The following is a 26,854-nucleotide window of genomic DNA, read 5'->3' as shown; positions in this document are numbered from 1 at the left end:
GTCCCCGTCCCAAATCCCTAACTTTTACGGACTCCCTGCTCCACCCATCAGTCCATCCATCTATGTCAAGTACGGAAAGGGTGAAGGGGGGAGGGCTGTGCCCGTGCGAAGCAGGGGGGAGGGTAAAGGGCTGTGCCCGTGTGTAGCAGGATGGAGGGGGATTGTAGGGCGCACCAGGGTTCCATTTTAGCAAATTGGAAATTGCTGGGTCGCGCTGGCTATTGATCCCGTAGGTTGGGAGACCCAACAAACTGCTGACTTCGTAACTCAAAATTCAAAACTCAAAACTCAACCCCCCATCCGGCTTCTATACTGAAATTCCAGACCAACTCCCTATCATCATTCACCCTTGATTCAAGCCGAAACCCTGGCCCTTCTGGAGTGGCCTCGCCTGTGTCAGCACCTAGCAACCTTCACCGCCACCAAGTTGGGTGCGATCGCGGCGCGGCAGTTGCCTCTGCCCACTACCCAGGCTGAGAGCGAGGGGCTATTGGCCCAGACCCGTGAAGCGACTCAGTTAGAAACCCGTCCCCCCGGCCTGAAATTTGCTGGCATCCAGGACATTGGGGAGTCGTTAGAACGGGCGGTGCGCCAGGGGCTACTGGGGGGGGAAGAATTACTTGCGATCGCAACTACGGTGAACGGAGCCCGCCAACTGCGGCGGGCCATTGATGGACAAGACGCAGTGCCCGTACTGCAAGGTCTGGTGGCGGATCTACGGACCTATCCCGAACTGGAACAGAGCATCCACCACTGCATCGACGATCGCGCCCAGGTGACGGACCGGGCCAGCCCCAAACTGGGGGGGCTGCGGACCCAGATTAAACAGTGCCGGAGCGAGATCTACGCCAAACTCCAGCGGATTTTGCAACGCCAGAGCGGGGCCATTCAGGAAGCGGTGATTACCCAACGGGGCGATCGCTTCGTCATCCCCGTCAAAGCACCGCAAAAGGATGCCATTCCCGGCATTGTCCACGACGCCTCTACCAGTGGAGCCACCCTCTATGTAGAACCCCACAGCATTGTGGAGATGGGGAATCGTCTGCGCCAATTACAGCGCCAGGAAAAGACCGAGGAAGAGGCCATCTGCCGCGCCCTCACCGCCCAAGTGGCGGCGGTGGCGACGGATTTGGAACGGCTGCTGGCCATTGTCACCGCCCTGGATCTCGCCGCCGCCCGCGCCCGCTATGGCCTATGGCTCCAGGGGAATGCACCCCAGTTCATCACCCCAGGGGAACAAACCACCCTGCGCCACCTGCGCCATCCCCTGCTGTGGTGGCAGCACCACCACGAAGCAGGACCGGAAGTCGTGCCCATTGATGTCGTGGTCAACCCTCGTCTGCGGGTGGTGGCCATCACCGGGCCAAATACGGGGGGCAAAACCGTCACCCTCAAAACCCTAGGGCTGGCGGCGCTGATGGCAAAGGCGGGGATGTACGTGCCCGCTAAGGAGCCGGTGGAACTGCCGTGGTTTGATCAGGTGCTGGCGGACATTGGCGATGAGCAGTCCATCGAGCAAAGTCTTTCGACCTTTTCCGGTCACATCAAGCGCATTAGCCGGGTTCTGGCAGCGCTGGAAACGGAAGGAAATGCCCTGGTATTGCTGGATGAGGTCGGAGCTGGTACCGATCCCTCTGAGGGGAGTGCTCTCGCGATCGCATTGCTGCGCTACCTGGCGGACCAAGCCCGCTTCACCGTCGCTACCACCCACTACGGTGAACTCAAGGCCCTGAAGTATCAGGACGACCGCTTTGAAAATGCGTCGGTAGAATTTGATGAAAATACCCTCTCCCCCACCTATCGGTTGCTGTGGGGCATTCCTGGACGCTCCAATGCCCTCACCATTGCCCGTCGCCTAGGGCTAGCAGCGGAAATTGTAGATCAGGCCCAGAACTATGTGGGGCTGGGCAGCGGTCAGGATGTAAACCAAGTGATTGCAGGGTTGGAGGCTCAGCGCCAGCAACAGGAGACCAAAGCAGCGGCTGCCGCTGCCCTGTTGGCAGAGACGGAAAAACTCCATGCTGAAGTATCTCGCAAGGCGGCGTTTTTGAAGGAGCGGGAACGGGAGCTGCAACAACAACAGCAGGCGGCAGTGCAGGCAGCGGTGACCGAGGCGCGAGCAGAAATCGCCCAGGTGATTCGGCGACTGCAACAGGGGGAACCTACGGCCCAATCGGCCCAGAAGGCGACGGCGGCGGTGGCCGCGATCGCGGCCCGCCACCGGCCAGCCCCACCCCCGAAACCCGTAGGCTTTCGGCCTCGGGTGGGGGATCGCCTCCGCATCCCCAGTCTGGGGCAGACCGCTGAGGTGCTGACAGATCCCGATGGCGACGGCAAGTTCGCCGTCCGCTTCGGCATCATGAAAATGACCGTGAGCCTAGAGGATGTAGAGTCTCTCCAGGGGGAAAAGGCAGAACTGCCCGCCCCCAAACCCCCCGCTCCAGATCCAACTCCACCGCCCCCGGCTCCAGCTATCCGCACGTCAAACAATACCTTCGACCTGCGAGGGATGCGGGTTCATGAGGCAGAGGCGCTCCTAGAGGATGCGATCGCAAGTGCCCTAGGGCCAATCTGGATCATCCATGGCCACGGCACGGGTAAACTGCGCCGTGGGGTGCAGGAGTTCCTTCAGCACCATCCCCAAATCCAGCGATTTGAACCCGCCGACCAAGCCGACGGTGGCACCGGCGTCACCATTGCCTATCCCTAAAACAGAAACGGAGGTGAACGGCTACATATAGCAGGAGTCCCTATCGTTAGAACGGTTCAAAGCCTGGAACGAACAAGGGGCCTAGGCCCCTTGTCCTAACCTGGATGACCACTGCTATACCTGGGCCTCGGGGGACTTTTGCTTCGCCTTCGCCTCCAAATCCTCCAAGCGGCTTTTGAGATCTTGGTTGGACTTTTTCAACTCCTCCAAATCCTGCTGGAGCTTTTGCACAGCAGCATCCTTGTCGAGGCGCTTCTGCACCTTTTGCATGGCTTCCTCCGCCCGCCGCCGCACACGACCATCGTCGATGTGGTCGGCGATGGAGCCCAGCACCGACACCGCTCCCCCATCTGCCATCAGGCCCAAAGCCGCGATCGCGGCCATCTGGGTCCGGAACTGGGGTTCACGGGAGATCGCCTCCAACCGCGCTAAAATCCGCGTCACATTAGCCTTACTTTGTCCCGTCGAGATAGAGCCCAAGGCCCGCACTGCCCCAAGGCGCAGCAGGTTGGGCAAAGTCGGATCAGTGTACTGGAAAATAATCTCCAACGCCGCCTCCGAAGTTTTGAACTGGCTGACGCCCCCCAAAGCTGCCGATCGCACCACCTCATTCCAGCCCGCCCGTTCCTGCAAGACCCGCTTCAGTAGCGCCAGGGTCTCTCCCTCCTCAGGAATCTCGGGGAGTCGGGTCGCTCCCACCTGACCTAGGGCACGGGCAGCAGCAGCCTCCACCGCATAGCTCGCATCTCCCTGGACTACGACCTGGGTCAGTGCTTGGTAGCTGGGGAGGGTTTTAACGCTCCCCAGGGCCGTGACCACCGCCCGTCGCACCTTGGGATGGGGATCCTGAAGTCCTGCCAGCAGAGCCTCTACAGCTTGATCGAGCTTTAGCTCCGCCAACTGTTCCGCCACCTCGGCCTGCACCCCCCAGAAAGCATCCCCCTTCAGTGCCGCTCCCAGAACCTTCACCGCCTCTAGCCCCCCCTTTTGTGCGATCGCTTCGGCAGCGTAAATACGGGAAATGGGGTCCGGATCATGTTCAAGTTGGGCCTTTAGCTCCGGCAGGGGATAGTCCAACTTCACCGTCTTCGTGTAGGGGTTACCCAGGTCAAAGCTGATGAAGTCGGGCTTGTGCTCCAGGGGAAAATAGAGGGCCTGCTCCTGCTCATGAATGCGCACCGTCACCGGCTTGACCGTCACGGTTTCCCCGCAGTAACCCAGGCCAATGGAAACTTTTAGATCAAACAGACCGCTCTGGGGGCTCTTGTCCCCCGCCTTAGCCTGGGTTTGGGTGACAGTGATTTTAGCCATATTGCTGTCGCCATCCCACTTGTAAGCCACCTTGTAGTCGGGGTGACCGCCTCGGAACACGTACTGATCAAAGAGGAACCGCAGATTGCGCCCGGTGCTGGCCTCAATGGTGCGGATCAGGTCTAGGGTTTCCACGGTGCGGTGGGCGTACTGGTTCACAAAGCCGTGGATGGCTTGCCAGAACAGATCATCCCCCAGTTCCGCCCGGATCATGTGGTAGACACAGGCTCCCTTTTCGTAAATGTGGCAGTCGTAAAGTTCGATGGGCTCCCGGTAAACATGGGTAACCATGGGGCGACGGTAGCGACTCTTATCCTCCGAGAGATAGCTGCGCATTTCCCCCAGGCGATAGTAGGCCGCTTCCTCTGCGCCATAGACGTGGTCCGTCCACAGCACCTCAGAGTAGGTCGCCATACCCTCCTTGACCCAGGCGTGGGACCAGTGATTGATCACCAGCAGATCGCCAAACCATTGGTGGGCCAGTTCATGGGCCACCAGCATTTCTGGAAAGCGATGGTCGAGGGCGGCCCGCTCATCAATCAGACATTGATCGGTGAGCAGGGTGCAGGAGGTGTTCTCCATACCGCCAAAGGTGAAGTCGGTGATGCAGACTTGGGCGTATTTGGGAAAGGGGTAGCGGTGGCCGAAGCGATCGCTAAAGAAGGCGATCATTTCTGGGGTTTTGCCCATGGTGCGCTGGGCATCCGCCTTGCGCCCCTTGTCTACGTAATAGGTGACGGGGATGCCCTCCCACTCGTCACGAATTTCGTCAAAGTCCCCCACCGCCAAGGTCATTAGGTAAGTGGGATGGACCTGCTTTTGCACCCAGTGAAAGATTTTGAATTCGCCGTCCTCCAGCGTTTCCAATAATTCCCCATTGGAGAGGGCTTGGTAGGGCTTGGGCACCCGTACCCGAATCTCACTGGTGGCCAACTGTCCCGGATAGTCAAAACAGGGAAACCAGTAGCGGGAGTCTTCATCTTCTCCCTGGGTCCAGACTTGGATGGGCTTCTGGGGCTGGTGTTCGGTGGGGGTGACGAAGTATAGCCCCCGCTGGGGATTGTCGCTGCGGTAAGCAATGGTCAGTTCTAGGCTGGTTTCCGCTTGGGCGGGCTGACTGAGGGTGATGGCCAGTTTTTCCCCGTCGTGGTCAAAGGTTTGGGCGATGGAGCCGATTTGGACGGATTCGATGTGGAGGTTAACGGCATCTAGGCGCAGGTGCATGATGCCATCTCGCACGGGGCGCAGACGAATGCGACAGGTGCCGCTGTAGCACTGTTGGGGAATGTTGAGGTCTAAATCCAGGGCCACATGTTCGACTTGGCCGGGGCGGTCGGGGGTGTAGTGGGGCCGTGCTCCTGGCAATTCAAAGGATTTGTGGGTGGGGGTGTCGGTATCCAGGTGGGAACGGTGGCGGGAGACATTCAACATTGCGCGTATCCTTGCAGCGGTGATTCAGGGCGGGGGGAGGATAGTGCTGTGGGGGGGGCAGTCTGGGGTAACACCCCGCGCCATCGCGCCACCCTGGCCCTTCTAACAGAGTAACGCTTGAGTTGGGCCGGACGGGGGTAGGATTTTCAGCGTTTTCCCATGGTTTCCCATGGTTTCCAACCCATAGCCCTACACCCATCGTCGAGAAACTTCTAGCGGCGAACTGGGAGCCAGGGTAAGGCGGCAAAGGAAAGCGTCTTTGTGAGGGACTCGCAGGAAAATAACGTACCCGCAGATCCCTAACGGGAAAATTCTGAAGGGGACATCATTCTGGGGCGCGGTGGAACTGGCCTAGTAGGGTATTGGGAATAACTGAATCGTCCCACTGGAGAGGATCTTCGCCCATGCGCACAACGATGAGGTCCAGAGAAGGAATGATATAGACTCGCTGGAGTCCTCTTCCGTCTAGGTAAAAGGTGGGGGCAACGAAGGGAGCCGTAGCTGCCTGATTGACGTTGGGGTAGTCTGGCGTACGGGCCTTAACCCAGATGTGGTAGCCGAAGGTGGGCTCTAGGGGAGAGGGCGTGACCATGGCCTCAATCCAGGTGGCGGGAACGATCTGACGATCCCCCACTCGGCCTCCGTCTAGGATGAGCTGCCCCACCCGTGCCCAGTCGCGGGCGGTGGCAAACACACAGCAGAAGGTTTTGGGATTGCCGTCGGGGCGATCTAGCCAGATGGTGGCATCGGCAGTTCCTAGGAGTTGCCACAAACGGCTGGAAAGGTAGTCAGCATAGGGCTCCCCCGTGGCTCGCTCAATCACGAGGCTGAGGATCTGGGTATTCACATTGTTGTACTCATAGATCTCGCCGGGGGGCCGGAGACTGGGGATCGCCAGCGCTGTAGCCATAACATCGGAGCCCAGGTACATTTGCACCAGATCGGAGGTGACGGTGTCGGAGCGGTCATCATTTCTTAGTCCCGACTGCATGTGGAGCAAGTCTTTCAAGGTGATGGCGGCTCGGGCGTCATTTCGCCACTCCGGTAGGTATTGGGCAGCGGGGGTCTCTAGGGATTCGATGTGCCCTTCTGCGATCGCAATTCCCATCAGCAATGCCAGCAGGGTTTTGGCCATGGACATGGAATTGAAGGTGGAGTTAGGGCCATAGCCCTGCCAATAGTCCTCCAGCACAACATGACCCTGGTGCATCACGATCAGCCCCATGGAGTCGCGTTGCTGAGCATAGTCGCGCACCTGTGCTAGGGCCGCTGGATCGAGGGGGGTCTCCCCTAAGGACCGCTCGGGCAAGGGGGGGGCCGAATCGCCGGGAATGGTTTGAAGCGGCTCGTACCAGTCCACCGCCATGATCGGTGCAGCGGGATAGGTGGCAGCGCGGGTGAATAGCCGCCAGTCGGTTAGGGTCGCGAGGGCGATGGGAAGCACTAGACCACCTGCCAGCAGAGGATATTTCCAGAAATGAGCCATCGCGATTGTGCCAACAATATTCCATATTCCATCTAAGAAATCATTCCCTGCATTGGACCAAAGGGCTCGCTCTGGCTGGTTCACACTTTGGCCTCATCCTTCAATCCGAGATAGGAGACACTGGCACCTTCTGCTATAGCGGTATTTATCTCAATTCAGTACGCCCACGGTAGAGGCGCACAACTGTGCGCCCTTAGGGATGTAAGCAATCCAAATGCATGTTGCTATAGAACAGGCTCAGTACGCTCCCACAGTAAAGGAGTTTAAGGTATGGGAGAATTACGGCACAGATTGGCATGAGGAACCTTTTGGGACTGAAAACCCTCAAACCTTCAGAGGGGCATCGGGGGCAGAAACTCCCGTCCCCCAGCTAGGCTCAACCCCTACCCCGCCCCTGTCTTGAGGTAGGGGGATAAAACGTCACAAAATGATGGCTGTGGTAGTATCTTGATGTTTTTGCAAAGATTCTCGCCCGGTACCGCAGCCCCAATTTTAGGAGGCACAGGCGTGCACAGCGACTCAACCCCTCAGGACCTAGCCCAAGACTTCGATATGCATAATAACCGCAACTGCCCTATCCCCATTCGCGTTGGCGTTATTGGCGTGGGTAACATGGGGCAGCACCATGCTCGGGTTCTAAGTCGGCTAAAGGATGTTGAGCTGGTCGGGGTTGCCGACGTTAATGTCGAACTAGGACTGGATACCGCCAGTAAGTATCAGGTGCGGTTTTTTGAGGTCTATCAAGATTTGCTCGACCATGTGGACGCAGTCTGTGTGGCGGTCCCCACCCGTCTCCACCATGCCGTCGGTATGGCCTGTTTGCAGGCGGGCATCCATGTGCTGATTGAAAAACCCATTGCCGCCAGCATTGCCGAGGCAGAATCCCTCGTAAACGCAGCAGCCGAATATAACACCATCTTGCAGGTGGGGCACATTGAGCGCTTCAACCCCGCGTTTAAGGAACTTCACAATGTCCTGCGGACCCAGGAACTCCTAGCCCTGGAAGCCCGCCGCATGAGCCCCTATTCCAACCGCGCCAATGACGTGTCCGTGGTGTTGGATCTGATGATCCACGACATTGACCTGATGTTGGAGCTGGCTGCGGCCCCGGTGGTGAAGCTCACGGCCAGTGGCAGCCGTTCCCCCAATTCCAGCTATCTGGATTACGTGACCGCCACCCTGGGCTTTGCTAATGGCATCGTCGCCACCCTCACCTCTAGCAAGGTAACCCATCGCAAAATTCGTGCGATCGCGGCCCACTGCAAACATTCGTTGACGGAGGCAGATTTCCTCAATAACGAGATTCTGATCCACCGCCAAACCACCGCCAACACCATGACCGACTACGGTCAAGTCCTCTACCGCCAGGATGGGCTGATAGAAAAGGTGTACACCAGTAATATTGAACCGCTCCATGCGGAACTAGAGCACTTTGTCAACTGTGTTCGTGGGGGAGAACAGCCCTCTGTCGGAGGAGAACAGGCCCTCAAGGCTCTACGTCTAGCTAGCCTAATTGAACAGATGGCCTTGGATGGTAAGGCTTGGCAAGGCCCAGACTTGGCGGCCTCCAGCCTGGAATCCGCCGCTGCGGTGGCGGTTTAGTATCCGATACTGACAAACGTTAAGGGACGGTTAGTTAAAACCGCGCCTATACAGCCACTAGCGCAGCATACCCGAAGGGTTATAACCCGCCTGCGCGGGTGAGTGAGTCTTGTAGATACTGTGTTAGCACCTCAGCAGTCTTGACCCTGAGGCGCTAGCACAGTATCTTCCGGAACTACTGCCGCACCAGTCCAACATTTTCCGATCCCTTCTCCCAGGAGGCTACGGTGTACACATATAGCGCTTCTCACTCGGGTTAAGTACAGGCAAGGGGCTTAAGCCCCTTGTGCCCCGAATTGCCATCAAGTTGAGCTGTACCTCATCCATTAGGGAACCGCTATAAGTCACTGTTTGATGTGCATCCCGGCCTGACCCCCTCCAGTCCTCCCCCTTGGAAAGGGGGAGGACTGGAGTTTCCCCCGGAGATTGCCTTAGAAACTGCTGAAGGGGGGTAGCACCATGGGCAGGATAATCCCCGCCAGGATGCAGCCGACACCCAAAATCAACGACCAGAATCGGTGGTAGCTGTTGATCGTTTTGCCGCCACTGGTGTAGCGAATCAGATCCATCCAGGGCGCAATGCCCCGGCGGAACCATCCCAGGGTGCTGCCGCTGGTGTTGATCAGATCCTTCACCTGACTGGCTCCAAATAGGAAATTCCCAATGGGGCCAAACCGCGAAGAATAGCGCAGGAATAGCATTCCCGTTTTGTCCTGGAGCTTCAGATCAGAGCCAAAGCTGTAGCCCGCCTGTCCCCGGCCAATCAGTTTGCCATCCAACTTCACCGGCTGTCCCCGCAGGGGGCTGGCGTAGGGATCCGACATCAGGGTCAGCACATCGCTCTGGGGAGCCCGGTTGAAGTCCGGGTACATCACCGAGCGCTTCACCAATATTCCAGCTCCCAGACCCAGAAATGCTCCCATCAAGAAGCCCCAGTCCGTGGGCAGCAGCAGTAAGCCCACGATCAAGCCCACGATTAGGCCCAAGGGTTCAGCGGTGTAGAGCAGAATATCTAGGGCAAAATTGCCGTAGAGCCGATGCTTACTGAGGCGTTTACCCTCCTGCACCACCCGCCCCATATCGAATTCAATGGTGAGGCCCAGTTGCTCGGCATAGGTGCTCAAGGCCCGCACCCGTTTGCCCGTCAGGGGATGGGTGGAGTTCAATTCCATCCACCAGCCCCAGGGGTTAAACAGATCCCACAGGAAGACCCGACCCACGCGCTCAGGGCTGGCGGCTACCCGGTAGGCGGTACCCGTTGAGTTAGCGGACTTAGCATCGTAGATCCCCAAGGCGCGGGTGCCCTCCATCAGACGGCTGGGTTCCTTTTCCCGTTGTCCTTCCTCCACAATGCCGTAGGCGATTTTTACCAGGGCACGGGAGAGCGCGTTGGGGTTACCCGTAGACTCAGCAGCAAAGTGGTCGGCAAAGTATTCCCGAGTCCGAGACAGGTAGAGAATCAGGTAGGTGCCCACGATATAGAACACATAGGCGGCCAAGGCCAAACTTTGGGCTACATCCTTGGCCTTGTTATCGCCGCCACCTCGGGACATCCGCTGACCAAAAACGTAAATCAGGTACATGACCTGCACTAGGGTTGCCGCCAGGGTCATCAGGGCAAAGTCCCAATGGACGATGTGGCCCAGTTCATGGGCATACACCGTGGCCACCTCTTCATCCTCTAGATAGGTGAAGAGCCCCTGACTCACCACCAATCGGGCGGTGTCTGGCAAAGATCCGTAGGTGAAGGCGGTGGGATTTTGGTCGTCGATGATGCCGAGGCGAGGCTGCTTGAGTTTGTGCTCTCGGCAGACCTGCTCAATCACTTGGGCCGCCTCAGGGCTCTGGCGGCGGATATCTGCTAGGGAAACCCAGCGGGTACCGTAGAGCCAGCGCTGGGTCAGGTCCATGAGGAATGGCGACAGGAAAAAGACGACGGCGTTGAAAAGGATGGTGAGTACAACTGCGATCGCTAATCCAAAACTGGGGTTCTCACTCTCCATGATGAAGACCAGCCCCAGCAGCAGCACAAAGACCATGCCAAAGAGAAGCCCCATGGTTACTAGGGAGGCTAGGGCTAGACTGCCCCCGATACCCTTCATAGCGACTTTGACGCCCCTGATCGCAGCTCGACTTGCTTTGGGCGAAGAGGAGAACCTCTCCTCAGGATTGACAGACGACATACCAACCTCCCACGGGGTGTAACTGTCAGTGGATAGTACGGAAATGGCCGAATACGCCATGGCACTATCGGCCATGGTTTGTTCTCGCAGGCTTCCAGCCTGCCTTTAGCTACCGCAAGTGCAACGCTTGTGCAACGGTGAAGTTCTATGCCATCCGATACGGGTTTCAGGCGGGACATCCAGCCTAGATTCGACACTGATGCTATCCACAACCATAGGCTAAAGATTTCGGAAACCCCCACTCTTTTTCCATGAAACTTAACGACTCCGAGTCTTGACACGGTAGCCGGAGCCTACAAATCCTGCTTAGGGACTCGCAGGAAAATAACGTCCCTGCTCCGCTGATCGGGCTTGCTCCCGAAGGGAGAAAACCTGGCCACTGGGTAGACTATTAACCCGCAGATCCCTTAGGGGATTTCTGGCCCAGCAAATCCCGGCTGACCGAAGGGCCATCTCGTAGGGATACATGGCTATGGGTCCAATGCAGAAACTATATTTTTGGGAAATGGCCTTAACAAATGCGGGCCACACCGTCCGGGAAAATCGTGCCGCAGAAATTGGTGGATGCCGAAACCCGAATGCCCTCCAGACTGGCTTGGTCTAGGGAGGCATCGGTGAGGTCAGCGCCACTCAAGTCCGCCCCCGTCAAAATCGTACGACTCAGATCCGCCCCCCGTAGATTCGCCCCCGTCAGGTCTATTGCGGATAGGTCAGAACCGCTCAGATTGGCCCCGCTCAGGTTAGCTCCCCGCAAATTTCCCCCCGACATCTGCACATCCACCAGATTAGCCGCCGTCAGCACCGCACCACTCAGGTTGATGCCGCGCAAATCCGATCCCTGAAGATTGATATTAGGTAGATTCGCCCCCGCCAAATCCACCCCTTGCAGGGAAGCCCCTTCGGAAATCACCGCCTCCAACTGTGCTCCCCGGAGGTCACTGAGACTGAGGGTGCTGCCCGTCAGGTTTGCCCCCACCAAGCGCGTCCCCTCCAGCCGCGCCCTCGTCAGATCCGCTCCCTGGAGATCGGCGAGGAAAAGATTGGCACGGAGGAGATCGGCGTCGGTCAAGTCGGCACCAGTGAGATTTGCTGAAGACAGGTTCGCCAACCGCAGTTGGGTCTGGGTCAGATTTGCCTCTCCCAAGTAAGACAAACCCAAATCCACTTCAGTGAGGTTTGTTCTCGTCAAGTCCGCCGATCGCAGATCCGCTGCCCGCAGGCTCCCTCCCTGGAGATCGGCATCGATCACCGTGGCCAATCGCAGATCCGCCAGGAAGAAATCCGCCGCCGCCAGATTGGCTTCCGACAAGGTCGCTCCGTTGAAGCTGGCTCCCTCCAGGGAGGTTCCCGCTAAATTCGTAGCTGTCAGATCTAAGTTACTGAAGTCCACCCCGTCCAAATTGGCATTGCTCAGGTCTATCCCAGCCAAGTTCACGCCAGCTACCCCTAGGGTGACAAGCTGGTGCACCAGTCGCCATTTGTCCGTCAGTACGGTCTGCTCGGTCACCACCGCTCTGTGCAGGCGAGCCCGGTTGAGATTAGTCTGGGTCAGGTTGGCGCGGGTCAGGTCCGCGTTACGCAAATCTGCCCCTGACAGATTTGCTCGGGTTAAATAGGCATCCCGCAGGTCTGCCCCATTTAGCCGCGCCCCTTCTAAATTTGCTCCCCGCAGGTTGGCATGGCGTAGGTAGGCTCCATTCAGGTCCGCCCCCCGTAGATCGCAGTCGGTGCAGGTACGGGTTTCCACGAGACGGGTCACGTGGTTGGGATTGGCTGCGATGGCCTCTGGACACAGCAGTAGCATTCCCCCCAGCAACCAGGGCAAGCTGTGGCGCATCGTAATAGGAGTCATAACGGGGGTCTCTAGGGGATGTTCCTATGATGGCGATCGTGGTGGCGGGGGGCAAGGGTGGGGTGATGGGGTGATGGGGTGATGGGGTGATGGGGTGGTGGGGTAAATCCTGTAGGGGCGGGTTTAGCCCTTATGTAGCGGGTAATTCAGGATGGGAGGCTCAAAACCCGCCCTACCCAGTGCCGGGTAATCCAGGATTGCCCCTACGTTCAATCCCTTGTGGTTGCCCTTGTTGCCGGGTGACCCGTGTGTGGGCTTTGGGGTAGGGGCGCGGTTTCCGCGCCCAATGCAAGATGTCGCGTAGGGGCAATCCCTTGCTTGTCCTATGCCCTCCGGGCAGGCTCCGCCCTAGCGTTAGCCTTAGCGTAGCCATGCCGGAGGCTATTGCCCGAAGGGCTATACAACTCGGTTGCTCCCCAGGGCGGTTGCTCGCGGTGGTGGGTGGTTCCCCGGTCGGCTATTGCCCGAAGGGCTATACAACTCGGTTGCTCCTGCGGAGCAACCGACCCAACTCAAAATGTTAGGTAATGCCCGGAAGAAACTTCCCTTACCCTGGCTCTGCCCTTGGGACTGCTGTGTCCACACATCTTGGCCCTCACCCCTAAGCCCTAAGCCCTATCGGGCAGGCTAAGCCATAGGGTGAGGTCATACAAAACCGGGGAGATCACGAATGATCTCCCCGGTTTTGGCTCTATGGCGTCAGGTTAGGAGCAAGGCGAGGACTACATCATGCCCATGCCACCCATGCCACCCATGCCACCCATGCCACCCATGCCGCCCATGCCGCCCATGCCGGGATCACCACCACCAGCAGGGGCCGGAGGCTCAGGTTTCTCCACAATGAGGACTTCTGTGGTCAGCACCATACCGGCAATGGAGGCTGCATCTTGCAGGGCAGAACGCACTACCTTGGCGGGGTCAATGATGCCGCTGGCTACCAGGTCTTCTAACTCCCCGGTCATGGCGTTGTAGCCATAGTTGCCATCCAGAACGCGGACCTTTTCTACGATCACGCTGCCTTCGGCACCGGCATTATCGGCGATCTGACGTAGCGGAGCTTCTAGGGCTTTGATGACGATGTCTACACCGGTTTGGGTTTCAGCATCCAGGCCCGTCTTAACCGCCTCCAGCTTTTTCGCTAGGTGCAGCAGGGTGGCTCCACCACCGGGTACAATGCCTTCCTCCACAGCGGCCTTGGTGGCACTGAGGGCATCTTCAATGCGGAGCTTCCGATCCTTCAGTTCGGTTTCCGTGGCGGCTCCGACCTTGATCACGGCGACACCACCTGCCAGTTTGGCTAGGCGCTCGGCCAGTTTTTCCTTGTCGTAATCGGAGTCGGTGCGGTCCAGTTCCTGGCGGATCTGGGCGATGCGTTTGTCGATATCCGCCTTATTGCCGCCCTCAGACACGATGGTGGTGGTGTCTTTGGTGATGGTGATCTTGCTAGCGCTGCCCAGCATTTCCAGAGTGGCTGTTTCCAAATTCAGACCGACCTCCTCGGAGATGACTTGGCCGCCGGTGAGGACAGCAATGTCTTGCAGCATGGATTTGCGGCGATCGCCAAAGCTGGGAGCTTTCACTGCTGCAACATTTAGCACCCCCCGAGCTTTGTTCACGACTAGGGTGGCGAGGGCTTCCCCTTCTAGATCTTCAGCAATAATCAGCAGAGGAGTGCTTTCCCGAGCAACACGCTCTAGCACCGTGACGAGATCTTGGATGGAGCCGATTTTTTTGTCGGTGATGAGAATGCGGGCATTCTCTAGCTCCGTGACCATGCGTTCTTGGTCGGTCACGAAGTAGGGGGAAATGTAGCCGCGATCGAACTGCATCCCTTCTACCACGTCTAGTTCGGTGGTGAGGGATTTGGATTCTTCAACGGTGATCACGCCGTCTTTGGTCACCTTGTCCATGGCGTCGGAGATCATCCGGCCCACTTCTTCGTCGCTGCCTGCTGATACGGCGGCGACTTGGGAGATCGCATTGCCTTCGACGGGACGTGCGATCGCGGCAATTTCTGCCACCAGGGTAGCGACGGCTTTATCAATACCCCGACGCAGACTGATGGGGTTGCTGCCAGCGGCCACGTTTTTCAGCCCTTCCCGAATCATGGCTTGGGCTAGGACGGTTGCGGTGGTGGTACCATCCCCGGCCAGATCCTTGGTTTTAGAGGCGACCTCTTGGATGAGTCTGGCCCCGGTGTTCTCATAGGGGTTCTCTAGTTCAATTTCTTTAGCGATGGTGATGCCATCGTTGACGATCTGGGGTGCCCCATATTTTTTCTCTAGGACCACGTTGCGGCCACGGGGACCGAGGGTAATCTTGACTGCGTCTGCGAGCGCGTTGACCCCCTTTTCGAGCGCCTGTCGTGACGCTTCATCGAAAATGACTAGTTTCGCCATATCCCGTCTCTGTAGGTTTCTGCAATTGAAGTGCTGGCACTCCCATTGGGTGAGTGCTAACTCCGATAGCATACCGCTCTCTGTAGGGGGGGATAAGTCGCAATAACCGTCCTCTGGGGGGTGTTGGGGTATTGGGGTGATGGGGTATTGGGGTGTTGGCGAAGCCTGCCCGGAGGGCTTAGGGGTGATGGGGTGGTGGTGACAGGTGACAGGTGACAGGTGACAGGAATTTTAAGTTTTGAATTTTGAATTGCATTTGCCGTAGGGGCGCGGTTTCCGCGCCCAATGCAGGATGCCGCCAATGGTAGGGGTGTGGTTTCCGCGTCCAATGCAGGATGTGCCACCAATGGTAGGGGCGCGGTTTGTGCGCCTAGGGTTGACGTTTTCGGGAGGGGGTTGTTACGCTAACCAGCAGGTCATAGCACAGGCAATCCATGCAGTCCTTGACGGCACAAGTTTCTTTTTTCTATTTTTGGTGGTTTAGCAGGGTTCACGGGTCGTGAATTCAGCTTGTGCTGACCACCCCCAGTGAACCGCAGAGTCCCCTCTGCGGTTTTTGCGTTTTTAGGCCACCGCCTGCCCCAGTCTCTACCGTGAGTTTCCCCATGTCCTATTTCCCTAGTTCCACCTACGGTTTTTGGTTTTACTTTTTTGCCGGGACAGGCTCCGGGTGACTCGGCATGGTGCCCGATGATCAGCCCTGGAGCCGCCCCCGGTTCCAGGGCTTTTTGTTGGTGCCCTTTGCTATCACCGCTTGCCCAGAAGTTCTGCCTAGCGTGTGTGTTTCATCCTTTTCTGCAACGCTCTAAACCTTTTTCTATCGCAAATCTCTTTTCAATTCTAAACCCATGCAAAACGCCAAACTGATCGCTAAAACTGACGCTACTGTACCGACTACCGTGATTCACTTGACCCCTGAGGTTACGGTGGGTGGCCCTGAGTTGCTGATTGTGGGTGGTCCCTGTGCTGTGGAGAGTCTAGAGCAAATGGAAACCGTGGCTAAGGCTTTGGCAGCGGCTCCGGTGCAGGCGCTCCGGGGTGGGGTCTTCAAGCCTCGCACGTCTCCCTACAGCTTCCAAGGGCTGGGGGAAAACGGGCTGGCGATTCTAGATCGGGTGCGCCGTTTGTACCGGGTGCCGGTGATTACGGAGGTGATGGCGATGCACCAGATCGATGCGATCGCAACCCATGCTGATGTCCTCCAAGTGGGCAGCCGCAATATGCAAAATTTTGACCTGCTGAAGGCGTTGGGGCAGGTGGATAAGCCTGTGGTGCTGAAGCGGGGGCTAGCGGCCACGCTGGAGGAGTTCGTCATGGCGGCGGAATACATTGCGGCCCACGGCAATACTCAGGTGATTCTCTGTGAACGGGGCATTCGCAGTTTTGACCCCTATACCCGTAATGTTCTGGACTTGGGGGCGGTGGTGGCCCTGAAGCAAATCACCCATCTACCAGTGATTGTGGACCCCAGCCACGCGACAGGGAAGCGAGAGTTGGTGCTGGGGTTGGCCCAGGCTGCGATCGCGGCGGGGGCTGACGGGGTGATGGTGGAATGTCATCCGGTTCCGGAGGCGTCGGTGTCTGATGCACGGCAGGCACTATCCCTGGAGGCGATGGTGGCACTCGTGGATCACCTGCGACCCATTGCAGCGGCGGTGGGTCGTCACATTCCCCAACCGATGCCACAGGTTCAGCCTTGTCTAGGGGTCGTTAGTGCCCGATAGCGCCTTCCCCGAGGGAATAGACTCCCTCGGGGAACCGCTCAGGGGCGATTCTGGTTCGACCTATCCGGTTCAGCCCAAAAAAGGCTTGGCGAGGAAAAAGCTGGCGATGGATTTTGCATCTACGGCTTCCCCCGCTAGGATGGCCTTCTCAAGGCGTTCGGGAGACATGAGCACGACTTCGATATCCTCGTCGTCGTCTCCCGCTGGGGGCAGGTCGATCTTTTCTAAGTCGGTTGCGAGGAAGGCGTAGATCAACTCGTCGGAGTAGCCGGGAGCCAGGGGAAAACTGCCTAGGGATTTCCAGGTTTGGGCACGGTAGCCCGTTTCTTCTTCGATTTCCCGTTGAATGGTGGTGGCGGGGGTTTCGTCGGGTTCTACGGTGCCAGCGGGGAACTCTAGGAGGCGACCTTGGAGGGCAAAGCGATATTGCCGTACCAGCACCAGTTCTCCCTGGGAGGTGACGGGCACGGCCAAGGCCCCGCCGGGATGGCGAATGCATTCCCATTGCCCTTCGGCTTTGTTGGGCAACCTGAGGGCGTTAACCTCAAAGTTGAATTTGCGACCCTGATAGAGGAGATGTTGCTTGAGCAGTTGGGGCGGTTCTTGACCGAGGGGCATAGCTAGGTAGAACTCTATAGGTCTATGTATTCTACCTGCCTATCTTCTCTGGTCAGGGTGAGGGGGGAGAGTGGGGTCAGCCCACAGGTCAACGCCAGTGGTGGAAATGCCTTGAACTAGCTCGGCAATGGTTTTGCCGGAGATGGGATCTACCCAGTCCGCTGCGATCTCCGCCAGGGGCACTAGGACAAAGGCCCGTTCGTGCATTCGGGGGTGGGGTAGTTGCAGGGAGGGGGTCATCATCACTAAGTCGCCGAACAGCAGTAGGTCGAGGTCGAGGTGGCGCGGACCCCAACGTTCACGGCGCTCTCGCCCAAAACTGGCTTCGATGCGGAGTAGGCTGCGGAGCAGTTCCTCTGGAGCGAGAGCGGTGGTGAGCCGTACACAGGCATTCAGATAGTCGGGCTGGGGTGGCCCTACGGGGGCGGTTTTGTAAATGCGGGAACCTAGGACGCCTTGGATTTGGGGATGGCGGGCTAGGGCCGCGATCGCACCTTTGAGAATATCCGAGGACGGCCCTAGGTTGCTGCCTAGGGCGATCGCGCAGGAAACCCACGTCATGTTGCGTCCCTCCCTCAGACCCCCAATTCTCCCCATCTCCACTAGAGGTGGGCCTGGATACGTTGCACCAGTTGTTCTGCCTGCTGAACCCCTTCGATGCGGGCAATGGGCTGGCCCTGTTTGAACAGTACCAGGGTGGGTAGGGCTTGGATTTGGTATTGGGAAGCCAGTTGGGGATAGCGATCGCTATCAATCTTGACGATTTTGATCTGCCCCCGGAGTTGGCGGCTGACCTGCTCCAAAATGGGGGCCATCATTTGACAGGGACCGCACCAGGTGGCGTAGAAGTCTACGAGGATGGGCAGGTCGCTTTGACTCAGCAGGTCTGAGAAGCTAGTGAACTGTTGCTTAGTAGCCATGGGTGATCCGGGGAGAGGCTGACCCCTCCATGGTAAAAGTAGCCGTGGTGGGCCTGGTGTTTTCTTCGGAAGTCTGTAGATTTCTTCTGGGCGGTTGGGCGTGGAGAGGCTGGTGTTGAAATATCTGGGATATCGGCTGAAAGCAACCGCGATGGCCCCTTCGGGCCGGTCCCTGACCATCGCCCTTCTCTGCCTGTTACTGATCCTGCTCACTAGCTTTGGGGGCGGTAGTTCGGCCTGGGCAACGGATAGCCCGGTGCTGCTCACGTCGGAACTGTTACAGCAACGCCTCGACCATCCCATCCAGCGGGAGGGAAAACCCACCCTAGATCTGCGGCGACTGGTGATCGACCTACGTCCCGAGAATGGGGAATTTCGCGATCGCTTTTATCGCCAAGTGCGGCAGATGCTCCAGAGCGGCAATACGGCCATTACCCTAGACCTGAGCAATAGCCAGATTCAAGGGGAACTCGACCTGCGCCAGTTAAGCCTGCGGGAACCCCTTTATGGGGAGGCCCTGTTTCCCCTCCTCACCGAAGCCGAACAGGCCCAACTCAAGCAAGATCGCCGTCGTCTGTTACAACTCAGTCAACTATCGCGATCGCTATTGCTCCAGCCCCAGGCATCCACCCAGGGCATTTTTCTGTTTCGAGGGCCGCTGATTCTGGCCCAGACCCGGTTTGAGGGACCAGTGAATGGGGCCGATATTTTCTTCCTCGGCCCCGTAAATGGGCCAGGGGTCCGGTTTACCCAGGGAGCCGCCTTCACCGAAAGCCGCTTTAGCCAGCCCGTTACCTTTATTGCCAGTCAGTGGCAAGGGGATACCCGCTTTCGCAATAGCTTATTCTTTAACCGGGCGCGCTTTATCCAAGCTAGCTTTACTGGCCCCGTTACCTTCCAGGGCAGTGAGTTTGGGGCCACAGCAGGATTCGCCCAGGTGCAATTTGCCACCGACGCCAGCTTTAGCCGGGTCCGGTTTCAGGGCAACGCTGACTTTGCCAAAACCATCTGGCAGGGGGCAGGCTCCTTTGTCAAAAGTAGCTTTGAGGGGGAATTGTTTCTGACGGAGGCCCGTTTGGAAGCTCCTCTAAGTTTGCGACAGGCCCGCTTTAGTCAACTGGTGAACCTACGGGGGACGACGGTGCTGCGTCGGGTGGACTTTGGTGATGGCGTTTTTCTGCCAGGGGTGCGAATTAATGGGGCGGCGATGGAGTTCAACGCCGACCAAGGGGAAATTCTGGGCAGTCCGGGGCAGATTGGTCAGGTGCTCTCGGTCCCGAATTTGGTGGGTAATGAAACCCTGTTACGAAACTGGGTGCGCAACTTTCGCCAACTGGAGCAGATTGCCGATGCCAACCAGATTGAATACACCACGGAGCGGCTGCGATTGGAGGTTTTGCAAAAGCAGCTCACGGCGGTGAACCTGAATACGGCCTCCACTGCCCGTCTCATGACCCTGGGCTTTAGTGCCAACCAAGCTGATGCTATCCTCCAGCAACGTCAGGAATCGCCGCTTCTCAGCGCTCAGGATGTGCTCAACCTTGAGGAGGTGGATCTCGCGGCCTATGTCAAGGTGCGCGATCGCATTGTGGCCCTTCCGGCACGGCCCTGGGGGGCACGGTTGGCCTTAGCCCTGCGCTGGCTGGGGCTCTCGGTGCTGCTCTTGACCAGCCACTACGGCACCAGCGTCGGACTAGTGCTGGGGGTCGGCATGGTGGCAGTGACAATGTCAACGCTGCTGTTTTGGGGCATGGATCGCTATCGCCGCCGCATCCCCACGCCCATTGCCCCTTCCCCCGAGGATGTCGCCTGGATGGGGATGAGTAGCCTGGGAATCGGTGGAGCTGGTGTCCTAACGGTGGTGCGCCTCAGCGACTGGCCGGGACTCACCCTCTTGACCCTAGTTCTTGTTGTCCTCCCCGTGCCGTTGCTGCTGATCGCAGCCCTCTATCGCCAAGGGCGCTACCACGATTTGCTAGACAGCAGTTACTTAATGGAGGATGGCAGCGCCCGTCAGTTGCGTCTGCTTATCGCCCGCCTACCGATCCTGCCCAGTTTTGCCTTCTTTCGCGATCGCTATGTACCCATCCCCTGGGACCGCCGCCGCACTTGGCTGTACTACTACGACTTCAGCCTGAATAACTGGTTTAAGTTTGGCTTCAATGACTTGCGCCTGCGGGACGAGCAGGTGCCGGGACTGGTGACAGCGCTGGTGTGGTACCAGTGGGCCGTGGGGCTGCTCTATGTGACGCTGCTGCTATGGACTTTTTCCCGCACGATTCCGGGACTAAATTTGCTCCTGTATTTCTAGTACTCTGCGGCGGAAATACCCTGGCCGTTCCATCGTGGCACACTCGGCCCCTCACCCTAGCCCTCTCCCCTTGGGAGGAGGGGACCGGAAAATGTTGAGCTGGTGCGACAATAGTGAACTGATTTACGCCCTGCGGTACTAGGGCAAGCATCAGGGTTTCAACTCCTGAACTAGAGGCTGAAATCCCTGATTCCTCTTTCTAAAAACAGCCAACCTTCCAAAGTTGTGCCCAGAACCAACAGTCACAGCTTGTCAATAAGCTTGTCATACTCCGTGTGTGTCCCAATCCAGAAATTCCAGTTTCAACCTCAACTCCCAAAGCTCGATGACTCAACCCAGCCCGCACTGACCAATATTTCTTGCCCAATTTTTTGAAATGCAGAGACGGATGGGCTGGGTTAGCCTTGCTTCAATTTGCTCAAGAGTTGACATGAGAATAGGTGAATGCTGAAACGGATTGCCAAGATTATAGCTATGGATCTCACCCTAAAGGGATCGTGGGATCAGCAGAGGGGTTCTCGACACCCCACCAGTCCCTAAATCTATTCTCCTGTAGTTTCCGCATAAAGTGCCCAAGCCAGAAACCGTTCTGTGTAATAGAGTGCCAACTGGTTGCTGACGCCGTTGAACACGGCATCAAAAGCGTGTTCGGCCCAGGGGATTTCTAGAAAGATGGCCTGGTTACCTGCGGCTTGGAGTTGGCGGTGCAATTGGCGGCCAAATTTGGCCTGCACCACATGGTCCCGTCCGGCATACACCAGGAGGGTGGGGGGCAAATTGGACCGGACGTAGGTAGCGGGGGATGCCTGGTGGTAAAGATCGGGCACTGCTTGGGGAGAGCCCCCCAGAAAGGTTTCCAGCACGCCACGGGTATCAATGGGGTCGGGAAAGGGGGGATCTGCGTACCCCGCCGTCAGGTCCACGGGGCCGTAATAGTTCACGACCGCCCGCACTGAAGGCGTATTGGGGATAGGAGAATCGGGGGCATAGGCTGCGATTGCGGCTAACTGTGCCCCCGCCGAACGGCCCATCAGCGCGATCCGGCTAGTATCCACCCCCCAGGCTGCCCCATGGGTCTGAATATAGGCCAAGGCCGACTGCACATCTTGCTGCTGGATGGGATAGCGAAATTGGGGGGCATGGCGGTAGGCGATGGCGATCACCGCGTACCCCTGGGTGGCCATATAGCGACTGAAGGCTTCGTTACTCTCTGGACTGCCCGACTGCCACGCCCCACCGTAGATCATGACAATGGCCGGATAGGTTCCCGGAGCCAGGGGGCGATAGAGGTTTAGAGCCAGGGGAATGCCCTGGGGGCGGGCAAAGACGATGCCCCGATCGATACGCCCTGGGGCCAGGGTCAGTCCCCGGAAGCTATCGACCCAGACAAAGGGTTGGGGCCGCATGGTGGCCTGCACCGCAGCGGGGATGGGGGTGAGGTAGTCTGCCCCCAATGCCTGCGTCATGGCCCTGGCCATCTGAGCATTGGCCGCCCCCACTTGGCTCAGGGGTACCAAGCTGAGACCCAGGCCCAGCAGACTGCCCACCAGGGGAACCCAATGCCCCCCGTGGATGATACGGGATGCTGTTGACGACTGGAGCACCCTGGCCCAAAGTGCGATCGCAAGGGCTAGACCATTGCCCGCACAGAGCCAGGGGCTCACCTCAGGAGCCCCTACCCCCAAGGGCAACAGAATCCGCAGGGGCGCGGGCACCAGGATCCAGAGGCTCAGGAAGAGGCCAAGGGCGCTCAGGAGAAGCGGCATCCCGAAGGTCAAGTAGGGCATGATTCCCATCAAGTCAAAATTTCAGGACAACATCCTGGGAGGTCAAAACCTTTGCCCACGGTTGGTCCTGTTTCGAGGACGCAGGATTGTCGGGGAGGGAGGTATCAACGCGAAAGCGTTGGCACGATTATCACCTGAACAGGGATCCCCTACCCTTCTATGACCGACTCCGGGGCACAAGGGCATACTTCAGGTTGTCACCTTCTACAGTCAGGTATCCCAAGGGGGTCTGGATATACAGTTTGCCTTGGTAATAGCGGGTCACCTGTTTCAGCGCCTCAGCAACCGTGGGAGAGCAGTTCTCCTGAGGAGAATCAGGGCTACTGGCGGCAGGAGAAGCTGGCAGATCCGGCTGGGGGGAGGTGGGTCTGACGGCTATTTGGGGAATTGCTGTAGCGTATCGAGCCCTTAGCTGAGCTTTTTCCACCTCCGTTTGGGGAAAGAAAAGCTGAGTCCTATCCTCCTCAGACTCTAGAGTTGCCTTTGACAACCACACCAATTGATCGGCAGCAGTGTGGCCAGTTTCATCCACCCAGGTTTTGATGAAGAGGGTCCCGCGATCGCTGATCACATCTCGTACCGGATACCATTTCCGCTGGGTAAACACCATTAAATCCGTTTGGCTGCCCCCCCGCTTTGCCGCAGCTAGGAAGCGATGGCGGCTCCACCACTTTTTCCAGAAATCCATAGCAGGAGTGACGTGGAGCCTATACCCATCGGGAACGGGATGGTAGTCATAGCAAGAGAACCTATTCCCCTCGCATTGACCCTCCGGTATAAAATGATGTGCCACCAGCATTTTATGCAGCAGGGCTTCATAGTTACTACCGGGGCGAATAGAGACCCGTGGCGGCAGGTGGTTAAAGTCTGCCGTTGCCAGCAATTGCCCGTTGCGGGTGATCAGTTGTACTACATTTTCTTGGGGGGCCTGAATCCGCAGTTGCGGATTAGACAGCAGTGTGGATTCTTGCCGCAAATACTTGCGGATCAGAGAAATATCGTCCAACATAATGGGCCATGACAACTTTCAGGAAGAATGGCTCTTCTGGGTCTAAGGCCATAAGCTAGGCTTATGCTACGAGACCAAAGGGTTTCAGCCACCTAGTAGGCAAGGTTTCGTATCCTTTGATACCGTTTCAGCCCCAAATCCGGAAGAGCCGGAAGAATTGAAATCTTCAATTCATGAGGTGCAGGATCACCTCTAACCCCACGATCCCAAGGACAAGCAGAGTCATCTCTACTTGTTCAAATCTCCAGGATCCCCATCCGGATAAATTTGGAATTACTCCGGATTTTCTGGCCACGGAGCTGTAAGGGCAGGAATTTATCGCGGTGCAGTGGATTGGAGGAAGCTAGGGATGTGGCGTTTAAGGGGCAATTCTGGCCCAAAGTGCGATCGCGAGGGCCAGACCATTACCCGCACAGAGCCAGGGGCTCACCTCAGGAGCCCCTACCCCCAGGGGCAACAGAATCCGTAGGGGCGCGGAACGATCCACAGACTCAGAAATAGGCCAAGGGCGCTCAGGAGGAGCAGAATCCCGAAGGTCAAGTAGTTCATGATTCCAATTAAGTGAATACTCTAACCGTTCCATCGTGGAACACCTCGACCCAGGGAGGGAGAGGGGATCAGAAAAACCTTCGCCCACGGTTTGTCCCGTTTCGAGGACGCAGGAACGTCGGGGAAATTACCTGACTTCCTTGCCGCAGACGCTTCAGGTGCAGACGTATGGGTAGCAGTCCCTGTACCAACCGGGTGCTTCAGGAATAAAGTTGCTCCCCGCTGAAGGTATTTCTGACGAACCCATCAAACTTATTAGGAGCGCTTCACCATGAAAAAGCTGGCTGTCATCGGTATTGGCATCAGTGCAGCAACGGTTGTGCTGTATGCCGGCATGAATATCTACGCTACAAAGACGGCTGAAGCCAGGATTAATGAGTTTGTTGTAGAGGTCGAAGATGATCTCATTATTGAATATGGGAGTGTCAGCGCTAGTCCGTTTCGATCTAACGTGACTGTGAAAAATGTCAGTATCGTGCCGATCAACGCTCAGCAGGAAGGCGTTACTGTTGATCAGGTCGTCATTCGGAAGTTTGACCACGAGGCTGACTTTGTGACGGCCTTGGATGCTTCGATGAAAGGGATTCAGTTCATTGGAAATCCCGTCGATGATGTGCCCATCCTACTGCCTTCCATGCAGCAGGCTGGCTATGAAGACCCTGTTGTGTTTGACCTAGACACCCAATTTGAGTATAAGAAATCTTCCCAGGAAGCTACGCTGGAAAAGTTTCGCATCGGGTCTGATCAGGTCGGCTACCTGGAGGTGACCTTGAAGGTCAGCAATTTTGATCCTAGTGTCGCTGCCAACCCTGACCTGACCTTGCACGCGGCAAAAATCGTGTACCAGGACCACTCCTTTGCAGAAAATCTACTGGCTTCTATGGCTGCCGAGAGCAACCAAGAAGTTGGGGAGGTTAAGACACAGCTAGCAACCACCCTATCGGAAACAGCGCAGCTTTTCATCTCGCCGGATGACCCGGCCTCAGCAAAGGTGCTTCAGGAAACGATGGCCTTCATTGAGAATCCCAAGGGCTTCAGCATTGTGGCAAATCCTTCACAGCCTCTGCTGGTCAGCGATTTGGCGGCGGCAGGTAGCCCACAGAGCTGGATTACGATGCTGAACTTAGAGATTGAAGCTCATTGAGCGCTTTAGTCAGGGCACTCCCTGACGAGTTGCCCTAAATGTCTGATTTACTCACAAGTGGCTGCCGGTTTTCAGGATGCAAACAGATTGCACGGCGAATCAATCAGATTACCAAAACCAACGCATAACGCCACGTTCGTCTTTTTCCAGCCATTTTTCGGCTTTTCTCAGCCATTTAAATAGGGTAAATTCCGATCGCAATCTGAATCCCTTGCTGAATCTGTCGCAGTAGCCCAGCGCTAATCTGACCGTAGGGACCTTGCTCTAGATAAGGTTTGCGAATCGCCAAAATGTTATCGCAGATTGCTAAAGAATCCATTTCCAGTCCCCCTTCCCCAGCCGGAACGAGGATTCGCGTTGGGGTCTCACCACTGCCGACATCGCTGGTGAATGGCACCACCAGTACCGTGCGGCTCAACTCGTTGCGTAAATCCATCGATACCACCACTGCCGGACGCTTTTTCGTATCGCCTAGCGATTGCAGCGCCTTGATCAAATAGACCTGCCCTTGCTGCGGGTAACTCGCCCCCATGCCTTACAACCCCTCGGTTTCTAGGGTTTCATCAAGTTGCTGCTCAGCCAGAGCGGCCCACTGCTCTTCCTCCTGGATGTCTGCCTGACTGCGGTACTGGTAATACTGCCTCAACTGATCGTCGATTTTCTGGATGCGCCACAGCCTTAGCGCCTCTTCAATCGCCGCCGAGCGGTTGTCCGCAAACTGATCGACAGCATCCAGCAACTCAGCATCGATCGTCACTGATATCCGACGCTTGGGTGGGGAAATGCTCATGGGTTAGCCACATCAATAGTATGATGCAATATATTATTGCTAATCATACTATTGATGTCATTCATTGGGCGATCGCGAGGGTCAGACCATTACCCGCACAGAGCCAGGGGCTAACCTCAGGAGCGCCTATCCCCAAGGGCAACAGAATCAGCAGGGGCGCGGAAAGATCCAAAATCATCGCTTTTAGCCCTTGCCCAGGACTCACGATCTGCTGCGCATGGGTGCCCAGGCAGTTATTAACGCGCTCCTCTAGACCCATCTGATCTATGGTCCCTGCGATGATGGGGTCATCCAACTCATCATCAGAAGCAACCCACAAAACCGCGATCGGTCCTGATCCTACTGTCCCCTAAGCCTTAGCTTCTTTGGAGCGGCTTCACTTACGGGCACAGGCTATGCCTTTCTTGAATGCCGTTAGGCTATACACGCCCTCACCCCTCTACAAAGTAATCCCCCGTAGGAAAACATCCTGGGACGTTCAAATCTTTGCCCATGGTTGGTCCCGTTTTGAGGACGCAGGAGCGTCGGGGAGGGACGTGTCAAAGTTCGGTTCTCCCCACTTGTACCTACTTTGCCGTGAGTAGAAGATTGGGCTAGATTGTATAAAATTACTCTTTAGAGGAAGCGGCATAATGAAGAGTGGTAAGGGCGAAGGCAAGGGTAAGGATTTCAAGGAAGCAGCAGGGTTTGCTGCTGGTGGCGGTTTTGTGGGAGCTGGTATCGCGGCTATGGTTGGAAATATGGGTTTGGCTGGAGGTTTTGGTGCTATTGCAGTTGGCGCTACTCCAGTTGTTGGAGCCGGAGTAATAGTTGGGATAGCAGCCTACGGCATTAAAAAGCTTTTTGAGTAAGAAAACACATCTGCTTTCATTGATCCTTTACAGAAGGGAAGAGCTATGGATGACTTGAAAATTGTAAGCGCTATTACTAGTGCAGCGGCAGCTACTGGGACAGGCTCTGTAACAATTGCTACAGTTACTTCTTCGGCTCCTGGCATTCTTGGAATTCTAGGGTTTACCACAACTACA

At 57.0% G+C, this 26,854-nt stretch carries 20 protein-coding genes and 1 pseudogene; 6 read left to right on the top strand and 15 right to left on the bottom strand.

Features of this window, described 5'->3' with window-relative positions; all coding sequences use genetic code 11:
- The first annotated feature begins 349 nt into the window (after positions 1-349).
- Positions 350-2,710, top strand: coding sequence for an endonuclease MutS2 (locus tag LEP6406_RS0212680; protein ID WP_008317685.1), 2,361 nt, complete (start codon positions 350-352; stop codon positions 2,708-2,710).
- A gap of 114 nt (positions 2,711-2,824) precedes the next feature.
- Here LEP6406_RS0212680 and LEP6406_RS0212675 read toward each other — a convergent pair whose 3' ends face one another.
- A complete protein-coding gene (locus LEP6406_RS0212675) occupies positions 2,825-5,452 on the bottom strand; it encodes a M1 family metallopeptidase (RefSeq protein WP_008317686.1) in 2,628 nt (875 codons plus the stop codon).
- Positions 5,453-5,777: 325 nt separating this feature from the next.
- Positions 5,778-6,938 (bottom strand): serine hydrolase domain-containing protein, encoded by a 1,161-nt coding sequence (locus LEP6406_RS0212670; protein WP_008317687.1) that lies wholly within the window; start codon positions 6,936-6,938, stop codon positions 5,778-5,780.
- 552 nt (positions 6,939-7,490) lie between these two features.
- Between LEP6406_RS0212670 and LEP6406_RS0212665 the strand changes: the two genes are divergently transcribed.
- Positions 7,491-8,540, top strand: coding sequence for a Gfo/Idh/MocA family protein (locus LEP6406_RS0212665; protein WP_036030336.1), 1,050 nt, complete (start codon positions 7,491-7,493; stop codon positions 8,538-8,540).
- A gap of 431 nt (positions 8,541-8,971) precedes the next feature.
- Here LEP6406_RS0212665 and LEP6406_RS0212660 read toward each other — a convergent pair whose 3' ends face one another.
- From LEP6406_RS0212660 to groL, 3 genes are all read right to left on the bottom strand, one after another.
- Positions 8,972-10,642, bottom strand: a complete 1,671-nt coding sequence (locus tag LEP6406_RS0212660) for a zinc metalloprotease HtpX (RefSeq protein ID WP_263971172.1) — start codon at positions 10,640-10,642, stop codon at positions 8,972-8,974.
- Between the two features lie 592 nt (positions 10,643-11,234).
- Complete coding sequence (locus LEP6406_RS0212655; protein WP_008317691.1) at positions 11,235-12,575, bottom strand: pentapeptide repeat-containing protein; 1,341 nt, start codon at positions 12,573-12,575, stop codon at positions 11,235-11,237.
- Between the two features lie 722 nt (positions 12,576-13,297).
- A complete protein-coding gene (gene groL / locus LEP6406_RS0212650) occupies positions 13,298-14,974 on the bottom strand; it encodes a chaperonin GroEL (protein ID WP_027269099.1) in 1,677 nt (558 codons plus the stop codon).
- 848 nt (positions 14,975-15,822) lie between these two features.
- Here groL and aroF point away from each other — a divergent pair.
- Positions 15,823-16,698, top strand: a complete 876-nt coding sequence (aroF, locus tag LEP6406_RS0212645; RefSeq protein ID WP_008317694.1) for a 3-deoxy-7-phosphoheptulonate synthase — start codon at positions 15,823-15,825, stop codon at positions 16,696-16,698.
- 69 nt (positions 16,699-16,767) lie between these two features.
- Here the strand turns inward: aroF and LEP6406_RS0212640 are convergent, their stop codons facing one another.
- Genes LEP6406_RS0212640 through trxA form a run of 3 tightly spaced genes read right to left on the bottom strand, consistent with a single transcriptional unit; the run spans position 16,768 to position 18,236 of the window.
- Entirely contained in the window at positions 16,768-17,316 is a 549-nt protein-coding gene (locus tag LEP6406_RS0212640; protein ID WP_008317695.1) for an NUDIX hydrolase, read from the bottom strand.
- Between the two features lie 39 nt (positions 17,317-17,355).
- Complete coding sequence (gene folK, locus LEP6406_RS0212635) at positions 17,356-17,877, bottom strand: 2-amino-4-hydroxy-6-hydroxymethyldihydropteridine diphosphokinase (protein ID WP_008317696.1); 522 nt, start codon at positions 17,875-17,877, stop codon at positions 17,356-17,358.
- 41 nt (positions 17,878-17,918) lie between these two features.
- Positions 17,919-18,236, bottom strand: a complete 318-nt coding sequence (gene trxA, locus LEP6406_RS0212630) for a thioredoxin (RefSeq protein ID WP_008317698.1) — start codon at positions 18,234-18,236, stop codon at positions 17,919-17,921.
- Between the two features lie 112 nt (positions 18,237-18,348).
- On the opposite strand from trxA, the gene LEP6406_RS0212625 reads away from it, so the two are divergent.
- Complete coding sequence (locus LEP6406_RS0212625; protein ID WP_008317700.1) at positions 18,349-20,547, top strand: pentapeptide repeat-containing protein; 2,199 nt, start codon at positions 18,349-18,351, stop codon at positions 20,545-20,547.
- 542 nt (positions 20,548-21,089) lie between these two features.
- Here LEP6406_RS0212625 and LEP6406_RS0212620 read toward each other — a convergent pair.
- The 3 genes from LEP6406_RS0212620 to LEP6406_RS34790 form a co-directional block, all read right to left on the bottom strand.
- Complete coding sequence (locus LEP6406_RS0212620; protein WP_008317702.1) at positions 21,090-22,334, bottom strand: alpha/beta hydrolase; 1,245 nt, start codon at positions 22,332-22,334, stop codon at positions 21,090-21,092.
- A gap of 157 nt (positions 22,335-22,491) precedes the next feature.
- Positions 22,492-23,343 (bottom strand): hypothetical protein, encoded by an 852-nt coding sequence (locus LEP6406_RS0212615; RefSeq protein ID WP_008317704.1) that lies wholly within the window; start codon positions 23,341-23,343, stop codon positions 22,492-22,494.
- Between the two features lie 358 nt (positions 23,344-23,701).
- A complete protein-coding gene (locus tag LEP6406_RS34790; protein WP_263971171.1) occupies positions 23,702-23,830 on the bottom strand; it encodes a hypothetical protein in 129 nt (42 codons plus the stop codon).
- Between the two features lie 333 nt (positions 23,831-24,163).
- On the opposite strand from LEP6406_RS34790, the gene LEP6406_RS0212610 reads away from it, so the two are divergent.
- Positions 24,164-25,036: a hypothetical protein gene (locus LEP6406_RS0212610; protein WP_008317708.1), complete on the top strand. Its 873-nt coding sequence runs from the start codon at positions 24,164-24,166 to the stop codon at positions 25,034-25,036.
- Between the two features lie 175 nt (positions 25,037-25,211).
- On the opposite strand, the gene LEP6406_RS0212605 is transcribed toward LEP6406_RS0212610, so the two are convergent.
- The 3 genes and pseudogenes from LEP6406_RS0212605 to LEP6406_RS32125 form a co-directional block, all read right to left on the bottom strand.
- Positions 25,212-25,568 carry a type II toxin-antitoxin system PemK/MazF family toxin gene (locus tag LEP6406_RS0212605; protein WP_008317710.1) on the bottom strand — a complete coding sequence of 119 codons (357 nt, stop codon included), beginning with the start codon at positions 25,566-25,568 and terminating at the stop codon, positions 25,212-25,214.
- Positions 25,569-25,571: 3 nt separating this feature from the next.
- Entirely contained in the window at positions 25,572-25,826 is a 255-nt protein-coding gene (locus LEP6406_RS0212600; protein ID WP_008317712.1) for a CopG family ribbon-helix-helix protein, read from the bottom strand.
- A gap of 124 nt (positions 25,827-25,950) precedes the next feature.
- Positions 25,951-26,154 (bottom strand): annotated as a pseudogene (locus tag LEP6406_RS32125) (DUF4277 domain-containing protein); the annotation flags it as partial.
- Between the two features lie 304 nt (positions 26,155-26,458).
- Here LEP6406_RS32125 and LEP6406_RS27900 point away from each other — a divergent pair.
- Positions 26,459-26,677: a hypothetical protein gene (locus LEP6406_RS27900; RefSeq protein WP_008315412.1), complete on the top strand. Its 219-nt coding sequence runs from the start codon at positions 26,459-26,461 to the stop codon at positions 26,675-26,677.
- Here LEP6406_RS27900 and LEP6406_RS34270 read toward each other — a convergent pair.
- Positions 26,650-26,854, bottom strand: a 205-nt coding sequence (locus LEP6406_RS34270) for a hypothetical protein (protein ID WP_225886522.1), incomplete at its 5' end; no start/stop codon positions are given. The two genes, LEP6406_RS27900 and LEP6406_RS34270, sit on opposite strands and share 28 nt — an antisense overlap.

It is taken from the genome of Leptolyngbya sp. PCC 6406 (genome assembly GCF_000332095.2).
In the GTDB taxonomy this organism is placed as follows: domain Bacteria; phylum Cyanobacteriota; class Cyanobacteriia; order Phormidesmidales; family Phormidesmidaceae; genus PCC-6406.
Note: the sequence above shows the minus strand (reverse complement) of the source record. Positions and strands in the feature narration are given on the sequence as shown.